We start from the raw sequence: 17,859 nt of genomic DNA, 5'->3' as shown, positions 1-17,859 counted from the left end.
TTGTACTGGGGTTCCGTCCCTCTCCCCTCCCCTCCTCCCCCCCCCCCCCCCCCCCCCCCACCCCCCCCCCCCCCCCCCCCCCCCCACCCACCGGGCCGGAGTGGTTCAGCGGAACGCGGCGGCGTAGCGCTTCGCCCAGTCCGCGAACGAGGTCGCCGGGCGGCCGAGCAGGCGCTCGACCTCGCGGTTGTCCGCGAGTTCGGCCGCGTTCGGGTTCCCGAGCGCGTCGAGGGCGCCTTCGACGATCTCGGCCGACCAGAACTGGTTGAACATCGCGAACGCCTCGTCGCGGGTGAGTTCCTTGAACTGCACCGGCTCGCCGATCGCCGCGCTGATCGCGGCGGCCTGCTCGCGAGGTGTGACCGCCGCCGGGCCGGTGATCGTGTAGGCCTGACCTGCGTGGCCGTCCTCGGTGAGGGCCATGGCCGCGACCGCCGCGATGTCGGCGGGGTCGATGAGCCGCAGGCCCACGTCGCCGAACGGGGCCGCGATGGCGCGGTTGCTGCGGACCGGCTCGGCCCACATGAACGAGTTGGAGTGGAACGCGCCCGGCCGGACGAACGTCCACTCCAGACCAGAGGCTTTGACGGCGTTCTCGTAGACCGCCTGCGACTCGTCGGCGCGGGTCTCGGCGCGCTGGCTCGACAGCAGGACCACGCGGCGGATGCCGGCGTCCTTGGCGGCGGCGAGGACCGGGACGAGGTCGAAGTCGGATTCGCGGGTGAGCAGGAACAGCTTGTCGGCTCCGTCGAAGGCCGGACGCAGGCTCTCGGGGTCGGCGATGTCGGCCTGGACGTGCTTGACGCCCTCGGGGAACTCGGCGGCGCTGCGGGAGACGGCGGTGACCTTCTCGCCTGCGGCGAGGAGCAGGTCGATGAGCGGGCGGCCGGTGTTGCCGGTGGCTCCGGTGACGACGATCATTGGTTTCTCCTTGTGTCGGTGGTGAAACCAAAGCTAGGAGCGTTGCAGCGGTTCCGGAAGAACGCACTTCGAAGTAAGCTCATACCGTGTTGGTTGGAAATCAGGTGGCTTGGCCGAGCACGCGGTCCGAGCGTGAGGTGTTTCACCGCCAGTGCCCGGCCGTGCAGGTCCTCGACCACATCACGAGCCGCTGGGGCATCTGGGTGCTGCTCGCGCTCAACGACGGCGAGCTGCGTTTCTTCGAGCTGCGCGAGCGGGTCGAGGGCGTGAGCGAGAAGATGCTCTCGCAGACCCTCAAGAACCTCACGGGCGACGGCCTGGTGTGGCGGCACGTCGAACCCACGGTTCCCCCGCAGGTCACCTACGGCCTCACCGAACTCGGTAAAGGCACCGCGCAGCACCTCGGCGGCATGTTCGACTGGATTCGCGGCAACGCCGAGACGATCATGGACGCCCGCGCGCAGGCCGAAGCCTAGCGGTGCCTCCTAAAACCGCAACTCGGCCTTGACGATCCGGCCCGGCTGGTCGTCGGCGCGCACCGCGACCTCGCCGTCAGGCGCCCAGATCGCCGACTGCCCTACCGTTTCCGGGTAGTCGCTGCCCGGCCCCGCGAAGCAGGCCTGCAGGACCCAGATCCCGTAGCCGCGCGCGATCTGCGGCATCCGCTTGTCGCGCCTGGGAAGTCCCCGCGGCGTGTACAGCGATCCGGCGACGTACGCGTCGATCCCGCCCCGGCCGGACCGCTTCGCGACCTCGGCGGTCGCGGGCGCGTGCTCGAACATCATCGTGTCGCGGCAGATCGCCAGGCCGAGCCGCCAGCCGTCCAGGTCCAGCACCACGTGGTCAGTGGCGGCCCGGAACCGCTGCGACTCTTCCTCATCGGGGTGGATCTTCCGGTACGCGACTGCGACACCGGTGCCGTCGATCCGCAGCGTCGCGATGTACTCGGCGTCGCCTTCCTCGACCGGGGCGCCCGCGAGGGCGACCGAGCCGGTCTCGGCGCACGCCGCGACGATCCCGTCCAGGGCCGGGTCCGCGAGGGCCACAGCGGGAGCCGCCATCGCGTACGAGGAGAGCGAGAGCTCCGGGAACACCACGAGCCGTGCTCCGGCCGCGCGGACCGCGTCGGCGTGCGCGGCGGCGTTGAACGCGAGGTCGCCCGCCCGCAGCTCCGGCTGCGCGGCGGCGACGGTCAGGGGCGCGGGGATGTCGGTCATACTCCGAGCGTATCCGGGCCTCTCCAAGCAGCGCTCCTTCGGCGGCAGTACGCTCCAGTCACCGTTACCACCTTGCGATCAGAGAGGCAGCTTCGCATGTCCTACCCCGAACCGAAGTACTTCGGCGACACCGGCGAGACCAGTGCCGTCGCGCGCCGCAACGACTCGCCCGCCGACATCTTCTTCGACAACGGCCACGCCGACTACCTCGCGAAAGGCGCGGCCACCGGCGGCGAGTTCGGGCTCTACCGCTGGAACATGGGCCCCAAGAAGGGCGGCCCCGGCGCGCACTACCACAAGACCATCTCGGAGTCCTTCTACATCCTCGACGGCACCATCACCATCTACAACGGCAACGAGTGGGCCCCGATGGGCAAGGGCGACTTCGTGTACGTCCCGCAGGGCGGCCTCCACGGCTTCCGCAACGACACCGACGAACCGGCCTCGATGCTCCTGCTCTTCACCCCCGGCGCGGTCCGCGAACCCTACTTCGAAGGGCTCGCCCAGATCGGCGAGATGACCGAGGAGGAGCGCGCCGCGTTCTTCATCGAGCACGACAACTACTGGGTCGAAGAGGCCTGACGTCAGGACAGGGTGAAGCGCTGGGTCGCGTCCCCCGCGTCGCACGAATCCGTCGCGGTCGGCTCGCCCGAGTTCGAGGAGCGGCCTTCGAGGATGCCGACGCACATGCCAGAGGCGCTGGTGGCGATCGTGTAGACCCCGCCGCCCTGGGGTTCGAGCTCCCAGAACTGGGTCTCGGTGAACTCGCAGCCGTAAGCGGCCATGAGGTACCCCTCCTGGTCGGCGGGCGAGTCGGCGCCCATGCACGCGCTCCAGTCCGGGAAGTGCAGGTTGAAGACGTACACGCCCTCGTCCCAGGCGACAACCTGGATCGTGGACGGGTTCGCCGAACCGCACCCGGCGAGGACGACGACCGTGCGGCCCTCGTTGCCCGGCTCGGGGCCGGTGCTCAGGCACAGGCCGCTGGCCTCCTGCTTCACCTGGTACCAGCCGTCATCGGGGTAGGTCGGCGCTGGCGGTTCGGCCTCGGTCGGCTCCTCGCTCTCCTGCGGCTGATCCGGTGCGTCCTCTTCAGACGCCTCAGCGCTGGCGGACGCGGAGGGGCTGGGGCTCGGGCTCGGCGAGGTCGAGGGGGTCGAGGTGGCGGCCATGGACGTCGCGGCCGGTTCCGTTGCGGCAGCGGGCTTCGGGTCCTTGCCGCCGCCCGCGGCCATCACGGCGGCGACGACCGCGACGGTGAGGACGAGTGCGACGACGGCCGCGACGCCCGCCATGGCCTGGCTGGTGCCCAGGCGCAGGCGGGCCTTCTCCCAGGTCTCGCGGAGCTTCGCGGGTAGATCAGTCCCGGCCGAGTGCCGGGGGACGCGCGGATCTCGTGGTGGCACAGAGGGTTCCTTTATGGAGGAGCGGGGGAGTTCAGGGGACCAGGAGCGCGAACCGCTGCTCCGGGTCGTCCGGGTCGCACGGGGCGGTGGCGAGGGCCGCGCCCGCCTCGGCGGCGGCGTCCTCCAAGAGCCCCAGGCAGAGTCCGGAGGCGACGACGCTGATCAGGTAGGAGTCCGCCCCGGCCCCGGTGAGCTGGAACCGCTGCAGGTCGCTGTCGGCGCAGTCCTGCCCGGCGGTGAGGTACCCGGCCTGGTCGGCCGGTTCGTCGGCGCCCCAGCAGGCCTGCCATTCGTCCGCGGCGAAGTCGAGGCCGACGGTGTACACGCCGCCGCCTTCGGAGGCGAACGCGAGGCTCGCCGGATATGTTGCGGCGCAGTCGCCGAGGACCATGACGCTGCGCGCGTCGTTGCCCGGCTCGGGCCCGTTCGTCACGCACAGGCCCGTGGCCTCCTGGCGCGCGAGGTACGCGCCGTCGGCCGGGAGCGTCGGGGCCGCCTCGCCTTCGGTTGCGGCCGAGGAGGTCTCGCCCCCGCCGGGCGGTGCTTCGTCGCCGCTGTCGGAGGCGATGACGGCGGCGACGATCGCGATGAGGAGCACGACGGCGACGACGGCGGCCGTGGCGGCGACGGCCTTGTTCGCGCCGATCCGGTCGCGGAGTCCTTCGAGGCCGTGCTGGATGCGGTCGGGCAGGTCGCGCTGGGGGCGCTGGCGCGGATCGGTCTGGGTCACAGGGGGTTCCTAGCGGTGTCGGGCAGTGGCGGGGGCCCTCGCGGGCCCCCTTCGGTGTCCTACTTGGAGTACGTCTCGCCGATGTCCTCGCGCATGTCGTCGAAGTGCTGCAGGTACTCGTTGTAGCGCTGGGTGTTCTTCCAGCCCATGAAGTTCCGCAGGTCGTCGAGCGCGTTGTCGACTGAGTACGCGTCCTTGTCCATCGGGTCGTAGTCGTCTTCGATGTCCTGGATGGACTTCATCTGGAGCTGGCCGGTCTTCGGGTCCTTCTCGACCAGCTGCGGGGCGTGGTCCTGGAGCTCCTGGATGGTGCGGCCGGAGTTCTTGTCGCTGACGAGGGCGTCGACGATGTTGTGCCCGAAGTTCGCCTTCATGTCCTTGAGCGAGACGCCGTCGTCGTCCTTGCCGGGCTTGTCGACCGTGCCGAACGCCCACCCTTCGGACTCGGTGACGTTCGGGCCCCACTTGCCGATCTCGAAGAGCTCCTTGAGGAGGATGTCCTTCGGTCCTTTGAGACCGGCCATCGAGACGACGGCCTCCTTGGCGATGGCGGCCCCGGCGCGCAGCCACGCGGACTGGTTCTTGTTCTGGTCGGTGCCGATCGCGGCGTCCTCGGCGCCGTCGGCGTACACGTTGTTGAACCCGGCGTCGAGGAGGCCCAGGAGCCGGGCGGTGCGGTCGGCGCGCATCTCGGCGCCGTCGCCGTCCCCGGCGAAGCGGTTGTCGGCGTGGCCGTCGTTGTCGCTCCAGCCGGGCAGGCCCGCGGCGTCGAGGTAGACCTGCGCGTAGACGGCCTCGCCGAGGGTCGTCGCGGAGGTCTTGCCGCCCATGATGATCTCGAACATGTTGGCGCGGTCGGCCATCTCGATGTACGCGGTGCGGTCGTCGGGGTCGATCGTCCAGTTCACGCCGGTCGCGAACTTCTTGTCGGCCTCCGGGTCGGCGAAGTACTCCAGGAACGGGATGGTCGAGCGCGCGAGGGCCTGCGTGACCGCCGGGTTGCCGATGCCCAAGGGCGCGTTCTGGAACCCCTCCTGCTTGCCGAAGCCGTCGGTGAAGAACGAGAACGCCGACTCGCCCCACGAGCCCTGCTTGTCGGTGTTGGTGATGGTGTCGAGGACCGCGAAGTAGGAGTCGGCGGCGTCCTGCGCCAGGAACGGGTCGGACCCGGTGACGGTCTCGGGAATCCAGTTGACCAGCTTGGCGACGGCCGCGCCGTCGTCCTGCCAGCCGTGGCCCCACAGGCCGCGCAGGAGGTGCTCGGTGCTGTCCTCGCCGTAGCCGGGGTGCTGGACGCGGCCGGTGAGGAGGTCGGCGTTGAGCTCGAGGTCGCGGGTGGCGACCTCCATGACCCCGCCGATGACGTAGTCCAGCGAGGGCATCTCGGTGGGGTGCAGGCGGAGCCCGAACTTCGGGTAGTCGACGAGGTCGGAGACGGAGTAGAGCATCGACGTCGACAGCTCGCGCCCGGCCTTCAGGTCTTCCAGGCTGACCTTCTCGCCGTCGACGCTGGTGTCCTTGGCGGTGGCGGCAAGCATCGGCGCGAGGCCCTTGAGCTGGTCGAGCAGGAGCTTCGGGTGGCCGGGGGTGTCGCCGCGGCCGGCGTAGTAGTCCACGACCTTGCGCAGCGAGTCGGGCAGGCGCTCGGTGCCGCCGCCGACGGCCGGGTTCGACAGGGCCATGAGGCCGCCGCCGAACGCGGCGAGCGCGAGCTGCTGGTCGGCCCCGGAGAACCCGGAGCCCTCCAGCATTTCGGGGAGGTCGAACAGGTCGGTGGCGTGTACGCCGTCCCCGTTGAAGTCGAGTGCGCCGTAGATGTTCTGGAGGAACCCGAGCTCCCCGGCGGTGAGGTCGGCGTCCTCGAGGTCCTGGAGGTTCCCGGCCCGCTGGGCGACCATGAACAGCGTCTCCAGCTGCTCCCGCATCTCCGGCGAGAGCGGCTCGCCGCTCTTGAGCGCCGCGGTGAGCGCGTCGACGAGGTCCTGCCCGTCCTGCCCGGTGACCGGCAGCGCCATGTCGAGTCCGAACACGTTGAAGCCCATCCAGGTCCCGACGCCGCCCGCCGCGAGGGCGCGCAGGTTCTCAGGAGAAGGGCCGCCCTTGAGCATCCCGCCGATGTCGGAGGCCTGGCCCTTGAACTTCTCGTACAGGGCCTTGGCCTTCTCGTTCATCTCGGCGAGCTTGAGCGCCCCGGCGGCGACCGTCGCCTGCTCGGCGGCCTCGGCGCGCTCGGCCTTCGTGAAGTTCGGCGTCACACCGCCCACTTCGGACTCGCGGACGCCGAACGAGTCGCCCACGGCCGCCGCCCACTCGTCGATGAGGGCCTGCCGGGCCGCCTTGAACTCGGTGACCCATGTGGCCCACTGGTTCGTGACCATCGAGCCGTAGACCGCGCCCTGCATGGCCGTGTGCGCGGCGCCCTCGAACTTGCCGCCCTCGCGGGCGAGCGGCGCGGCGACGAGCTCGGTGAACTGGACCGCGGAGGTCCGCATCTGGTCGACCACGTCGGAGCCGCGGCCGATGATGCGGCCGCCGTGGGCCTGGATGTACCCCGACTCGGCCGAGAGCTCGCCCTCCTGGGCCTTCGTGTCGGGCGGGTCGAAACTGCCGATGGTGGGAATGGCTGCCATGGCTTGCCGTCCTCTGTCAGTTCGCGGAGATGCCCGCGGGGGAGGGTTTGGGGGCGGGGATGTCGACGGTCGCGGCGTTCTCGGAGTCGGTGGCGACGCCGTCGGTGACCGACAGGACGGTGGTGCCGCCGACGCTCTCGCCGTGCGCGGCGGTCGCGTTCAGGTCGGTGGCCCACTTCTCGCCGAACTCCTCGTAGCCGCCGGTCACCTCGGGCTCGCCCGCGGCGTCGATGCAGCGTTCGACCGCGCCGATCAGGTCGGCGCGGAGGGACTGGTAGCTCTCGGCGAGTGTCATGGTCTCGGAGCCGGAGGCGCTGGCCGCGTTGGGGTTGGTGCCGAAATCGTCCATCGGTCCTCCAGGGGGGTGCAGGCGCGGATTCCGGTCAGCGTACCGAGAATCCATGAGTATTGGAATAACATCAGGTGAACTGTCTTCGTTGCGCCCCAACGGAAGTGGCCAAAGTTGATCATGTTCCTGGAGAGCGCTCCAGGCGTCCAGAGTGGTGGTCGCGGCCCTTTACTTTCACTTCACCTGCGTGTCAACATGAACCGATACGCTCCCCCGCAAAAGGCCGTCCACCACTCCTGAGGAGGCACCCCGCATGGCCGGAATCGGAACGGAATTCGGGCTCACCGTAGCCAACGCCCTCACCACCAGCGCCAACAACCACGGCACCTCCGTCGAGGGCCTCACCGCCGACCTGCAGTCGCTCATCGCCGAGATGGAGGCCGACGTCGACGCCCAGCAGGGCGAGTCGCTCGTCGCCTTCCAGCGGGCCAAGGCGGCGTTCGTCGAGGCGTACAACGAGATGGCCGGCAAGTACGGCCTCAGCGCCCTCGCGCAGGGCGCCACCAGCGACGACGGCTTCACCACCGACGACCAGAACGTCGGCGGCTACACCGGCGCCGAAGGCAACCTGCCCGGCATCAAGCCCGTCACGATCCAGATCTAGAAGGGACACTCCACTATGGCTGGTTCAGGATTCGAGCTCTACGGCAACGTCGGCAACCTGCAGGACCTCGCCGGCGTCCAGCACACCTACCGCGGCCGCTTCGAGGCCATCCTCGGCGAGCTCAAGGGCCACGTCAGCACCGTCCAGACCCAGTGGTTCGGCGCGGGCACCGACGGCTTCGGCACCTTCAACACCACCTCCGAAGGCGAGTTCACCGAACTCCAGGCGGCCTTCAACAAGCTCGCCACCGCCACCGACGACTCCGCCACCAACTGGTCCACCACCATGACCCGCATCAACAACCGGTGGGGCGGGTGACCTCGGAGACCACCGAGACCCAGGCGAGGCCAGCCGAACCCGGCACCGACCTCGCCCCGATGGCCATGCGGCGCACCGGCCAGAGCGAGCGCTACGTGCTCCAGGCCGCCGCCCTGCGCCGCCGCCAGCTCCGCGCCGCCGTCCTCTACGGCTCGGCGCGGAGCTGGCGCCAGCGCCAGCCGCTGTGGCCCGCCGCCCTCATCGGCGCGATCTGCGTGGCCCTCGTCGTCGCCGCGTTCGCCGTCGCCAACGCCTTCGAGAAGCAGCAGCAGCGCGAAGCCGAAGAGGAAGCCGAACGCACCGCCCTGAGCGCGCCGCCCGCCGTCGTGCTCGCCCACACCCCTTAGCGCCCACTGAAAAGGCCCGCCTTGCCCGGTCGATACAGCACCGTCACCGTCGTCGGACCCCGCGCCACGCGCGACCTCGCCCTCCCCGACGACCTGCCCGTCGCCGAACTCCTCCCGCAGCTCCTGCGGCACACCGGACCCGAGGAACCCGGCGGCGACGGCACCGGCTGGGCACTGTCCACGATCGATGGAACGACGTTCGCCCCCGCCGACACCCTCGCCGCCCACACCGTCCCCGACGGCGGCGTGCTCCTCCTCCACGACGCCACCGCCGCCGCCCTCCCCGACACCGTCGAAGACGTGCGCGACGCCGTCGAAGACGCCGTCGACGCGCGCGGCGCCCGCTGGGAACCCGGCACCGGCCGCCTCCTCGCCGTCGCCACCGCCGGACTCCTCGTCGCCGCCGCCGCGTTCAGCCCCGGCACCGACCCCGCGATCCTCCTCACCGGCGGCCTCGTCTGCCTCCTCGCCGTCCTCATGTCCTGGTGGTCCGCCCGCCAGCACGACCTCATGACCCACCTCGCGCTCACCGGCGGTGCACTCTGGGCGGGACGCGTCGGCTACAGCGCCGTCGACGTCCTCGCCCCCGACGGCAGCGCCCACCCCGCCACCCGCCTCATCGGCGCAGGCATCGCCGCACTCCTCCTCATCACCGCCGCCCGCGCCGGGGCCCGCCTCGCCACCGCCTACGCCGTCGGCATCGCCTGCGCACTCGCGTTGAACGCCTTGGCATGGGCGCTCTGGGCCCACATGGGACTCAGTCCCGTCCGCGCCCAGACCCTCATCGTCCTCATCGGACTCTTCGCGCTCGCCCTCGTACCCCGCCTCGCCATGGCCTCCGCCGGGCTCTTCGCCCTCGACCGCGACGTCCGCACCGGAGCACCCACCACCGACGTGCACCTCGGACGCCGCCTCGAAGCCACCGACGCCCGCCTCACCGGCGCCATCTGCGGCCTCGCCGCGACCACCGCCGCCTCCGCCGTCCTCCTTGCCTCCCAGCAGGACACGTGGGCCGCGCTCATGGGCACGTGCGCCGCCCTCGCCGTGCTCACCCGCTCGCGGATCTTCGAACTCATCCGCCACGTCGCGCCGCTGCGCCTGGCCGGGATGGCCGCCCTCGCCTGGGCCGCATGGCAGTGGATCGGCCAGTCCGCACCGCTCCTCGCGTGGCTTCCGGCGCTGGCGGTGCTGGCCGGGCTCGCGTACGTGTCGGTGGCTTCGGTCTCGCGCTCGGCGGTGTCGGCGGCCTGGTGGCGGCGGGTCGTGGCCGTCGCGGAGACGGTCCTGGTCGCGGGCATGTGCGTCCTGTCCGGGCACCTGGCGGGCCTGTACGCAATGGTCGCCGGGGTCTGACATGGGCACCGACGTCGTCCGCCGCCCCGCGCGGCGCCCCGCACCCGAGGTCTCCCGCGAGCCGATCACGCTCGCTTCGCCTCCGGCCCTTGGCGAACCGCCGTCGGCGGCGATGGGCGCGCCGATGCTCATGATGCCGCTCATGTCAGGTTCGGGCGCGATGATCATGGTCCTGTCGAACCTGCAGCGGCCCCTGTACGCGACGGCGGGCCTGCTCATGCTCGTCGCGAGCGTCGCCATGGGCATCGTCCTGTTCGCCGCGATGCGTTCGGGCCCTAGGCGGAAGCTCCGGCAGGAACGCGAACGGTACCTCGACTACCTCGAGGACGCCCGGCACACGATCCGGGAGGCGGTGAAGGCCCAGCGGGACCACGCGGCCCGCCGCCACCCGCACCCGGGGCTGCTGCTGGGCCTCGCGTGCGATCCGGGGCGCAGGTGGGAGCGGCGCGCCACGGACACCGACCTGCTCACCGTCCGATGCGGACTCGCGGCGGTGCCGCTCTCCCGCTCCCTCTCGCTGAAGATCGACGAGCAGAACCCGCTCACCGTCTACGATCCGGTCTGCCAGTCGGGCGCGGAAGAACTGGTCGACCAGTACGCGCGCCTGGCCGACCAGCCGCTCACGCTCGACCTCGCCGCTGTCGGCGACACCGCGATCGTCGGCGAGTACGCGCGCACCCGCGCCGCCGCGCAGGCGATGCTCGCGCAGCTCGCGGTCCTCGTCGCCCCCGAGGACCTGCGCGTCGCGATCGTCGCCCACCCGCGCATCGCTCCGGAGTGGACGAACCTCTCGTGGCTGCCGCACCTCCTCGCCGACCCCGCGGACAGCGAAGCGCCCGTCCCGCTCATCTGCTCCACCACCGCTGAACTCACCGAGCTCCTTTCCGACGACCTCGCGGTGCGCGCCGCCGAACTGCGCCGCCGCCGCGGCGGCCCGCCCGGGCCCGGTTCGCGGCGGCTGCTCGTCATCGTCGACGGCGAGCACCAGGTGTCCCTGCCCGGCCTCATGGGCGACTTCGAGGCGGCGCACCTGCTCGGCGTCCACCTCTGGACCCTCGTCGCCGAGCAGCGCCAGGAACCCGAGCACACCGGCGCACACATCAAAGTGGACACTGATTCGATCGCGGTCACCCGCATCGAACGGTCCGAAGGCGCGATCGCCGAGACCACGGCCGCGGGCACCCCCGACCGGATCGACCCCGCCGACCTCGCCGCGATCGCACGGGCCGTGAGCCCCTGGCGGCTAGCGCTGGACGACGTCTCCCGGGCGCTCTCGGGCGTGCACGGCCTCGCGGACATCCTCGGCGTCGCCGATCCGGCCGAAGTGGACTGGCGCCGGACGTGGGCGCCGCGCGAGGAGTCGTCGCTGCTGCGCGTCCCGTTCGCGGTGGACGCCGACGGGCGCCCCGTGGAACTCGACCTCAAGGAGTCAGCGCTCGGCGGCATGGGCCCGCACGGGCTTATCGTGGGCGCCACCGGCTCCGGGAAGTCCGAGGCCCTGCGCACCCTCGTCGCGGCACTCGCGGTGCGCCACCCGCCCGAACGGCTCGCGTTGCTCACTGTGGACTTCAAAGGCGGCGCGACGTTCGCCGACTGCGACGCCCTGCCGCACAGCGCCGGGGCGATCACGAACCTCGCCGACGACCTCGGCCTCGTCGACCGCTTCGCCGAAGCGCTCTACGGCGAGATGTCCCGCCGCCAGCAGCTGCTCAAGGACGCCGGGAACCTCCCCAACGTCCACGCCTACCACAAAGCGCGCCAAGGTAACCCAGCCCTGGAGCCGCTGCCGCACCTGCTCGTCATCATCGACGAGTTCTCCGAGCTGCTCACCGCCAAGCCCGACTTCTCGGACCTGTTCGTCGCAGTCGGCCGCATCGGCCGCTCGATCGGCGTGCACCTGCTGCTCGCCACGCAGCGGCTCGAATCGGCGCACCTGCGCGGCCTCGAATCGCACCTGTCGTACCGGATCGGCCTGCGCACCTTCTCCGAGGCCGAGAGCCGCGAGGCCATCGGCGTGCCCGACGCGTACCGGCTCCCGCCCGAACCCGGCTCCGGATACCTCAAAGTGGACACCACGATCTTCACGAGGTTCAAGGCCGCCATGGTCTCCGGCAAGTACACGCCGCCCCGCGAGGAAGCCGAACGCACGCTGCCCGTGCTGCCCTGGCCCGTGCCGCCGGTCGTCAACGTCCTCGACAGCCTCGTCGCCCACGCCGAGGAGCGCGAACTGCCCGACGCCGAGCACAGCGTCCTGCGCGTCCTCGTCGCGTCGCTCGCCAGCGCCACCGCGACCGAGGGCATCGAAAGGGTCCGCCCCGTCTGGCTCCCGCCGCTCCCCGAAGCGCTGCCGCTCAACCGGATCGACGCACCCGTCGAACCCGACGGCACCGTGAAGGCCGTGCTGGGACTCCTCGACCACCCGCGCGAGCAGCGCCAGGGCCCGCTCGAATGGGACCTCACGGGCGCCGACGCCAACCTCGTCATCGTCGGCGCGCCCGGCTCGGGCAAGTCCACGCTCCTGCGCACCCTCGTCTCCAGCCTGGCCCTACGCTATCCGCCGAACGCCTTGGCCGCCTACGTGATCGACTACGGTGGTGGATCGCTCGGCGGGCTCACCCGGCTCCCGCACGTCGCCGTCGCCGCCGGACGCGCCGAACCCGAACTCGTCGCCCGCACCCTCGCCGAAGTCCGCTCGCTCCTGGACTCCCGCGAGACCCTGATGCGCCGCAACGGCATCGACTCCGCTGCAGGGCTCCGCCGCGCCGCCGCCGAGGGCACTGTGGACGTCCCTGGCGACCTCGTGCTCGCCGTCGACGGCTGGGGCGGGCTCACCGAAGCCAACGAAGACGCCAACGACCTGCTCATGGAGATCGCCTCACGGGGCCCCGCGCTCGGCGTCCACGCCGTGCTCACCGCCGTGAACTCCTCGCAGGTGCGCGCCCGCCTCGCCGCCTCCTTCTCCGGGCGCATCGAACTGCGCCTCGCCGACGCCTTCGACTCGAGTATCGACCGCAAGCTCATCGAGGAACTCCCCAAGGAGATCCCCGGCCGCGTCCTCACCGCCGATAAGCGCTTCGGTCACATCGCCTTGCCCCGCATCGACAACCAGGACTCCACAGAGGATCTCGCGGACGGCTTCGCCGACCTCGCCCGCGAAGCCGGCCGCCGCTGGCCCGGACCCGGCGTCACCGCAGTCAAAGCCCTCCCCGTCGACATCGCCCTCCGCGAACTCGTCCCCGCGCCCGACCCCCACGGCGATCCGTACGCGCTCGCGCCTGTCGTCGGCGTCGCCGAAAGCGACCTCGGCCCGGCCGTCATCGACTTCAACACCGACCCGCACCTGGTCGTCTTCGGCGACACGCAGACCGGCAAGTCCACGCTCCTGCGCACGATCATGCGCCAGACCGTGCGCCGCCCGCACACCGAAGCCGGGATCTTCCTCGTCGACTACCGCCGCGCCCACCTCGAAGCGGTTCCCGAGGACCACCTCATCACCTACTGCACCACGGCCGCGCACGCCGCCCAGAACGCCGCCGAGCTCGCCGAGGCCCTCAAGAAGCGCCTTCCCGGGCCCGATGTCACCCCGAAGCAGCTGCGCGACCGCGACTGGTGGGCCGGGCCCGAGGTCTTCGTCGTCGTCGACGACTACGACCTCGTCGTCACCTCCGCCGGAAACCCCTTGGCGCCCTTGACCGAACTCGCCGCCCACGGCGCCGACCTCGGCCTCCACCTCATCCTCGCCCGCCGCACCGGCGGCGCCAGCCGCGCGGTCTACGAACCGCTGCTGCGCCAGCTGTGCGACATGTCCAGCCCCGGCCTGCTGTTCTCCGGCGACCGCCTCGAAGGCCGCCTCATCAACGGCACCGCCAGCCGCCAACTCCCGCCCGGCCGAGCCCTCCTCGCCCGCCGCGGCCAGACCCCCGACCTCGTCCAGATCGCCCGCCCCGAGTTAGCTGCCGGTGAACTCCCGCAGCGCGGCAAGCAGATCCCGGTCGCGCTGGTACCCGCGATCCTCGATGAGGCGCACGGCGGTCTCTGCGACCGCGAGATCCTGGGGTGTGGCGTCCGCTACGAGCGCCCGGAGGTCGGCGATGTCCTGCGGACGGCGCTCGTCGTCGCGCGCAAGCAGCTTCACCGCGATAAGGTGGCCGATCTGGGCGACCGGAACGATGAGACCGGGCAGGATCTCCAGTGGCTCCGAGTCCCGCGCGATCTCCGGTTCGATACCGGAACTGGCGAAGAGCAGGTCGACGACCGATTCCCGGCCCTTGCTGTGTCCGTCCATGAAACGCACCGTCGCGAGCCGCCCGACCGCCTCCTGCTCGACTGAGGCGAACAGCTCGTACCCTTCGCCCATCAGGCTGCGGACCAGCGATTCGGCCGCAGCATCGCCGTCGACGGCGACCGCGAGATCGATGTCTCGCGTGAACCTCGGTTCGACTCGCGCAGAGACCGCGAAGCCGCCGACGAGCGCCCATCTCACTCCACTGCGATCGAGCGCTGCTGCGATGCGGCGCAGGCCCGCTTCCAGTTGGTTCATGCGAAACGCTGCGAACGAGGGCCGGGGAAGTCGCCGTTCGCAGCCCCGGGCGGGTTGAGGAGCCACTTCAGCAGCTCGGCCTGCAGTTGCTCGTCGCTGAGACCTCGATGCTTCCGCTTCAACGTCTGGAGGTACATCCGCCGACCTGTCTCATGGAGCTCGAACGCGATGCGGAGCTTCTCTGCTGGTGACAATGCGGCCATCCGACCATTCTAATGGATCGGCCCCGATATGGCCCGTGTCCCGACGCGACTCCGGGGCCGTGCCGCCGGTTATCGCCGGGCTAAAGTCGGCGCCATCCCTCGGAAGGGCGCCCATGGTCTATTTCTGGTTCGTCGTGCGGCTGCTGGCCGTCACGGCCGGTTTCGCGGTGCTGCACTACTACCTGTGGTGGCGGCTGTTTCGCGACACGACGAAACCCGGGTCGCGCTGGCGCGTTGTCGGCGCGGTGGTGCTGGGCGTGCTCGCGCTGTTCGGGCTGCTCGCGCGGTTCCTGACGCCTTCGGATGCGTCGCTTGAGATCCAGGCGTTCGTGGGCTATCCGGGCCTGATCTGGTTCGGGGTCTTCCTGTACCTGTTCGGGCTCCTCGTCGTGGTAGAGGCGGTGCGGTTCGCGCTCATCCGCCGGGCCCGGCGCGGCATGTCGGCGGCCGAGATCGCCGCCGACCGCGCGGACGGCTTCTGGCACCACCTGCGCTCGATCCTCGTCTGGCTGCGGCTGTGGAAGCGGCCCAAGGTCGATGAGTCCGTCGAGTCCGTCGAGTCCGTCGATTCCGTTGAGCCGGCCCCGGCGGCATCTGCGGGTGCCTCAGGCGCTGGCGGCAGTAATACGTCACATGCCACCGCTTCGATCGGCTCGGCGACAACCGAAAACGGCAGTAGTACGTCACATGGCACCGGCCAGTCGCGACGGCTGGTCATGTCGCGGGCGATCGGGTTGAGCGCTTCGGCGCTTGCGGTTGCGACCGTCGGGCACGGCCTCTACGAGGGCTACCGGACCCCGCCGCTGAAGCCCGTCACCGTCAACCTGGCCCGGCTCGACCGCCGGTTTGACGGCTACCGGATCGCGGTCGTGGGGGACACGCACTTCTCGGCGATCCGCGGGCGCGGGTACTGCGAGCGTGTGGTCGACCAGATCAACCGGGCCCAGGCCGACATGATCGCGTTCGTCGGCGACCTCGCCAGCAACGAGGCCGACCAGGTCCGCGACGCCACCGACCCGCTCGCGCGCCTGGAATCCCGTGACGGCACGTTCTTCGTGGCGGGGAACGCCGAACACTATGTGGGCGCGGACGAGTGGTACGACCGCGTCGCCGAACTCGGCATGACGGGCCTGCCGAACACGCGCGTCGAACTGCCGGCCTTCGACCTCGCGGGCGTGAACGACCTCGTCGTGGAGGAACGCCATTTCGAGGACGAGACCGGCCCCGACTTCGAAGCGGCCCTGGGCGACCGCGACCCGTCGCGACCGGTGGTCCTGCTCGCGCACCAGCCGAACGCGGTCGACCGGATCGCCGGTTACGGGGTCGACCTGCAGCTCTCAGGGCACACCCACGGCGGCCAGATGTGGCCCGTGCACTACGCGTCGCTCGCCCGCAGCGGCCAGCTCACCGGCCTGGAGCTCCACAACGGCACGCAGGTGTACGTCACGAACGGCGCCGGCACGAACGGACCGCCGATCCGGGTGGGCGCGGACGCCGACATCACGGTGATGACCCTGCGGGCGTCAAACTAGCTGGGAATGTCGGTGCCTGCCGCTATGGTCGGGCGATGGACATCATCCTCATTCCCGGTTTCTGGCTCGACGCCTCCTCATGGGGCGAGATCACTCCCGCGCTGGAGAAGGCCGGTCACCGCACGCACCCGATCACGCTGCCGGGCATGGAGTCCCGCGATGCCGACCGCTCAGGCATCGGCCTGCGCGACCACGTGGACGCGGTGGTCGCGGCCGTCGACGGGATCGACGGCCCGGTGGTGCTCGTGGGCCACTCGGGAGGCGGCGCGGTCGCGCACGCGGTCGCCGACGCCCGGCCCGACCGGATCGCGCGCGTCGTCTACGTCGACTCCGGGCCGCTGGGCCCCGGAGGGGTGATCAACGACGAGCTGCCGGTCGTCGACGGCGAGATTCCGCTGCCGGACTGGAACGTCTTCGAGGACGAGGACCTGGTCGACCTCGACGACGAACTGCGGGAGGCCTTCCGCGCCAACGCGATCCCGACGCCGCGCGGCGTCGCGTTCGACCAGCAGGTCCTCGGCGACGAGCGCCGCTTCGACGTGCCGGTCACCTTGATCTGCTGCGAGATCGGCAGCGCGATGGTCCGCGCCTGGATCGAGCAGGGTGTTCCGTTCGTGAAGGAGCTCGCCTCGGTCAAGGACATCGCGTACATCGACCTGCCGACGGGCCACTGGCCGCAGTTCACGAAACCGGCCGAGCTCGCCGACGCGATCGTCTCGGCGGTCGGCCGCGCCTGAACCGCCGACGGTGATGTCGCCTCCTGGCCAGCCAGGAGGCGACACGGCTGGTTTCATTGTGCACATGACGAATCCGACCGCCGCCCGTTTCCGCTCCCTCCACACCACTCCGGCCCTGCGCCTCCCGAACTGCTGGGACGCCGCCAGCGCGGCGGTCATCGCCGCCGCGGGCGCCCCTGCGATCGCGACGACGAGCGCTGGGATCGCCTGGAGCCTGGGCCGCCCTGACGGCGACGCGCTCGACCGGGACGCGGCGGTCGACGCCGTGGCCCGGATCGTGCGGGTCGTGGACGTGCCGGTCACGGCCGACATCGAGTCCGGTTTCGGCGCAACGCCGAAGGAGGTGGCCGCGACGCTCGCGGCGGTCGCCGAGGCGGGCGCGGTCGGCGTGAACATCGAGGACACGACCGCTGAAGCTCCGGGCTCGCTCCGGGACCTGGCGGACCAGGTCGAGCGCCTGGGCGCGGCCCGCGAGGGTGCGGGGCCCGACCTGTTCGTCAACGCGCGCATCGACATGTACCTGGCGGGGATCGGCGAGGAGTCGGAGCGGTTCGAGGCGACCGTGGCCCGCTCCGAGGCGTATGCGCAGGCCGGTGCGGACGGTATCTTCGTGCCGGGCGTGACCGACCCGGCCGTTATCGCCGCCCTCGTGGAGGCGATCCGCCTGCCGCTCAACGTCATGGCGGGCCCGGGCGCTCTGGCGCCCTCGGAGCTCGAGCGCCTCGGCGTCGCCCGTATCAGCCTCGGCCCGGGCCTCGCCACGGCCGCGTACGAACTCGCCCGCAAGGCCGCGGTCGGCTTCCTCCAGGAGGACTCCTACGACCCGATCGTGGGCGGCATCGGCTACGGCACGATGAACGACCTCCTCGACTAGCAGGTCGGCGGGGGGGGGGGGGGGGGGGGGGGGGGGGGGGGGGGGGGGGGGGGGGGGGGGGGGGGGGGGGGGGGGGGGGGGGGGGGGGGGGGGGGGGG

At 71.2% G+C, this 17,859-nt stretch carries 17 protein-coding genes and 1 pseudogene; 10 read left to right on the top strand and 8 right to left on the bottom strand.

Annotated features, from left to right (window positions below; translation table 11 throughout):
• Positions 1-105 precede the first annotated feature (105 nt).
• Positions 106-921, bottom strand: a complete 816-nt coding sequence (locus ACZ60M_RS24650; RefSeq protein WP_465421765.1) for an NAD(P)H-binding protein — start codon at positions 919-921, stop codon at positions 106-108.
• Positions 922-1,025: 104 nt separating this feature from the next.
• Between ACZ60M_RS24650 and ACZ60M_RS24645 the strand changes: the two genes are divergently transcribed.
• Positions 1,026-1,397: a winged helix-turn-helix transcriptional regulator gene (locus ACZ60M_RS24645; protein WP_465421763.1), complete on the top strand. Its 372-nt coding sequence runs from the start codon at positions 1,026-1,028 to the stop codon at positions 1,395-1,397.
• Between the two features lie 9 nt (positions 1,398-1,406).
• Here ACZ60M_RS24645 and ACZ60M_RS24640 read toward each other — a convergent pair whose 3' ends face one another.
• Positions 1,407-2,138, bottom strand: coding sequence for a carbon-nitrogen hydrolase family protein (locus ACZ60M_RS24640; RefSeq protein ID WP_465421761.1), 732 nt, complete (start codon positions 2,136-2,138; stop codon positions 1,407-1,409).
• Positions 2,139-2,234: 96 nt separating this feature from the next.
• On the opposite strand from ACZ60M_RS24640, the gene ACZ60M_RS24635 reads away from it, so the two are divergent.
• Complete coding sequence (locus ACZ60M_RS24635; protein ID WP_465421759.1) at positions 2,235-2,720, top strand: cupin domain-containing protein; 486 nt, start codon at positions 2,235-2,237, stop codon at positions 2,718-2,720.
• A 2-nt stretch (positions 2,721-2,722) separates the two neighbouring features.
• On the opposite strand, the gene ACZ60M_RS24630 is transcribed toward ACZ60M_RS24635, so the two are convergent.
• Genes ACZ60M_RS24630 through ACZ60M_RS24615 form a run of 4 tightly spaced genes read right to left on the bottom strand, consistent with a single transcriptional unit; the run spans position 2,723 to position 7,253 of the window.
• On the bottom strand, positions 2,723-3,544 hold the full coding sequence (locus ACZ60M_RS24630; protein ID WP_465421757.1) for an RICIN domain-containing protein: 822 nt from the start codon (positions 3,542-3,544) through the stop codon (positions 2,723-2,725).
• A gap of 31 nt (positions 3,545-3,575) precedes the next feature.
• Positions 3,576-4,274 carry an RICIN domain-containing protein gene (locus tag ACZ60M_RS24625; protein ID WP_465421755.1) on the bottom strand — a complete coding sequence of 233 codons (699 nt, stop codon included), beginning with the start codon at positions 4,272-4,274 and terminating at the stop codon, positions 3,576-3,578.
• A 59-nt stretch (positions 4,275-4,333) separates the two neighbouring features.
• Positions 4,334-6,904 (bottom strand): TPR repeat domain-containing protein, encoded by a 2,571-nt coding sequence (locus ACZ60M_RS24620; RefSeq protein ID WP_465421753.1) that lies wholly within the window; start codon positions 6,902-6,904, stop codon positions 4,334-4,336.
• 16 nt (positions 6,905-6,920) lie between these two features.
• Positions 6,921-7,253 (bottom strand): hypothetical protein, encoded by a 333-nt coding sequence (locus tag ACZ60M_RS24615; RefSeq protein ID WP_465421751.1) that lies wholly within the window; start codon positions 7,251-7,253, stop codon positions 6,921-6,923.
• Positions 7,254-7,506: 253 nt separating this feature from the next.
• Here ACZ60M_RS24615 and ACZ60M_RS24610 point away from each other — a divergent pair, with 253 nt between their 5' ends.
• The 5 genes and pseudogenes from ACZ60M_RS24610 to eccCa form a co-directional block, all read left to right on the top strand.
• The gene (locus ACZ60M_RS24610; protein WP_465421749.1) at positions 7,507-7,857 is read left to right on the top strand and encodes a hypothetical protein; all 351 of its coding nucleotides are present in this window, start codon (positions 7,507-7,509) and stop codon (positions 7,855-7,857) included.
• 15 nt (positions 7,858-7,872) lie between these two features.
• Positions 7,873-8,175, top strand: coding sequence for a hypothetical protein (locus ACZ60M_RS24605; protein ID WP_465421747.1), 303 nt, complete (start codon positions 7,873-7,875; stop codon positions 8,173-8,175).
• A complete protein-coding gene (locus ACZ60M_RS24600) occupies positions 8,172-8,522 on the top strand; it encodes an ABC transporter permease (RefSeq protein ID WP_465421746.1) in 351 nt (116 codons plus the stop codon). The genes ACZ60M_RS24605 and ACZ60M_RS24600 overlap by 4 nt, the downstream gene beginning before the upstream one ends.
• 21 nt (positions 8,523-8,543) lie before the next feature.
• The gene (gene eccD, locus ACZ60M_RS24595; RefSeq protein WP_465421744.1) at positions 8,544-9,875 is read left to right on the top strand and encodes a type VII secretion integral membrane protein EccD; all 1,332 of its coding nucleotides are present in this window, start codon (positions 8,544-8,546) and stop codon (positions 9,873-9,875) included.
• Position 9,876: 1 nt separating this feature from the next.
• Positions 9,877-13,824: pseudogene (gene eccCa / locus ACZ60M_RS24590) on the top strand (type VII secretion protein EccCa); the annotation flags it as partial.
• Here the strand turns inward: eccCa and ACZ60M_RS24585 are convergent.
• Both ACZ60M_RS24585 and ACZ60M_RS24580 read right to left on the bottom strand, forming a co-directional pair.
• Complete coding sequence (locus ACZ60M_RS24585) at positions 13,825-14,415, bottom strand: nucleotidyl transferase AbiEii/AbiGii toxin family protein (protein WP_465421742.1); 591 nt, start codon at positions 14,413-14,415, stop codon at positions 13,825-13,827.
• Positions 14,412-14,618: a hypothetical protein gene (locus ACZ60M_RS24580; protein ID WP_465421741.1), complete on the bottom strand. Its 207-nt coding sequence runs from the start codon at positions 14,616-14,618 to the stop codon at positions 14,412-14,414. Before ACZ60M_RS24580 ends, ACZ60M_RS24585 begins: the two co-directional genes overlap by 4 nt.
• 113 nt (positions 14,619-14,731) lie before the next feature.
• Between ACZ60M_RS24580 and ACZ60M_RS24575 the strand changes: the two genes are divergently transcribed.
• From ACZ60M_RS24575 to ACZ60M_RS24565, 3 genes are all read left to right on the top strand, one after another.
• A complete protein-coding gene (locus ACZ60M_RS24575) occupies positions 14,732-16,150 on the top strand; it encodes a metallophosphoesterase (RefSeq protein ID WP_465421739.1) in 1,419 nt (472 codons plus the stop codon).
• A 35-nt stretch (positions 16,151-16,185) separates the two neighbouring features.
• Complete coding sequence (locus tag ACZ60M_RS24570; RefSeq protein WP_465421738.1) at positions 16,186-16,887, top strand: alpha/beta fold hydrolase; 702 nt, start codon at positions 16,186-16,188, stop codon at positions 16,885-16,887.
• A 64-nt stretch (positions 16,888-16,951) separates the two neighbouring features.
• On the top strand, positions 16,952-17,761 hold the full coding sequence (locus tag ACZ60M_RS24565; protein WP_465421736.1) for an isocitrate lyase/PEP mutase family protein: 810 nt from the start codon (positions 16,952-16,954) through the stop codon (positions 17,759-17,761).
• Positions 17,762-17,859 lie beyond the last annotated feature (98 nt).

This window comes from Glycomyces sp. NPDC050141 (assembly GCF_055586545.1).
Note: the sequence above shows the minus strand (reverse complement) of the source record. Positions and strands in the feature narration are given on the sequence as shown.

Excerpts from the sequence above, each read along its gene's own strand:
- ACZ60M_RS24610 (WP_465421749.1), top strand. The coding sequence starts at position 7,507 with ATGGCCGGAATCGGAACGGAATTCGGGCTCACCGTAGCCAACGCCCTC.
- ACZ60M_RS24650 (WP_465421765.1), bottom strand. The coding sequence starts at position 921 with ATGATCGTCGTCACCGGAGCCACCGGCAACACCGGCCGCCCGCTCATC.
- ACZ60M_RS24580 (WP_465421741.1), bottom strand. The coding sequence starts at position 14,618 with ATGGCCGCATTGTCACCAGCAGAGAAGCTCCGCATCGCGTTCGAGCTC.
- ACZ60M_RS24635 (WP_465421759.1), top strand. The coding sequence starts at position 2,235 with ATGTCCTACCCCGAACCGAAGTACTTCGGCGACACCGGCGAGACCAGT.
- ACZ60M_RS24620 (WP_465421753.1), bottom strand. The coding sequence starts at position 6,904 with ATGGCAGCCATTCCCACCATCGGCAGTTTCGACCCGCCCGACACGAAG.
- ACZ60M_RS24640 (WP_465421761.1), bottom strand. The coding sequence starts at position 2,138 with ATGACCGACATCCCCGCGCCCCTGACCGTCGCCGCCGCGCAGCCGGAG.
- ACZ60M_RS24605 (WP_465421747.1), top strand. The coding sequence starts at position 7,873 with ATGGCTGGTTCAGGATTCGAGCTCTACGGCAACGTCGGCAACCTGCAG.
- ACZ60M_RS24570 (WP_465421738.1), top strand. The coding sequence starts at position 16,186 with ATGGACATCATCCTCATTCCCGGTTTCTGGCTCGACGCCTCCTCATGG.
- ACZ60M_RS24615 (WP_465421751.1), bottom strand. The coding sequence starts at position 7,253 with ATGGACGATTTCGGCACCAACCCCAACGCGGCCAGCGCCTCCGGCTCC.
- ACZ60M_RS24585 (WP_465421742.1), bottom strand. The coding sequence starts at position 14,415 with ATGAACCAACTGGAAGCGGGCCTGCGCCGCATCGCAGCAGCGCTCGAT.
- ACZ60M_RS24565 (WP_465421736.1), top strand. The coding sequence starts at position 16,952 with ATGACGAATCCGACCGCCGCCCGTTTCCGCTCCCTCCACACCACTCCG.
- ACZ60M_RS24575 (WP_465421739.1), top strand. The coding sequence starts at position 14,732 with ATGGTCTATTTCTGGTTCGTCGTGCGGCTGCTGGCCGTCACGGCCGGT.